The following is a 247-nucleotide window of genomic DNA, read 5'->3' as shown; positions in this document are numbered from 1 at the left end:
TGTCGGCCATTTAATGGGCTGGACGCTCTTATCCGTTTATATGGTGACGGCGTCGGCGGTGGCAAGCGGCTGGTCCAGTTATTTTAATAATCTGTTAGCCGAAATCGGCATGCCTTTGCCGGACAGTCTGCTGCACGTGCCGAGCCAGGGGGGCATCGTCAACCTTCCTGCCATCATCATTACTCTATTAATTGCCGTCGTTCTGTCACGCGGCTCCAAGGAGAGCAAAACCTTTAATAATGTAATG

1 pseudogene is annotated in these 247 nt (G+C 51.4%); it reads left to right on the top strand.

Features of this window, described 5'->3' with window-relative positions:
- A pseudogene (locus F1003_RS19070) lies at window positions 1–247 on the top strand (amino acid transporter); the annotation flags it as partial.

Source organism: Winogradskyella ouciana (assembly GCF_009709615.1).
GTDB lineage: Bacteria > Bacteroidota > Bacteroidia > Flavobacteriales > Flavobacteriaceae > Winogradskyella > Winogradskyella ouciana.
The sequence above is the reverse complement of the archived record's forward strand: the minus strand, read 5'-3'. Positions and strand labels throughout refer to the sequence as shown.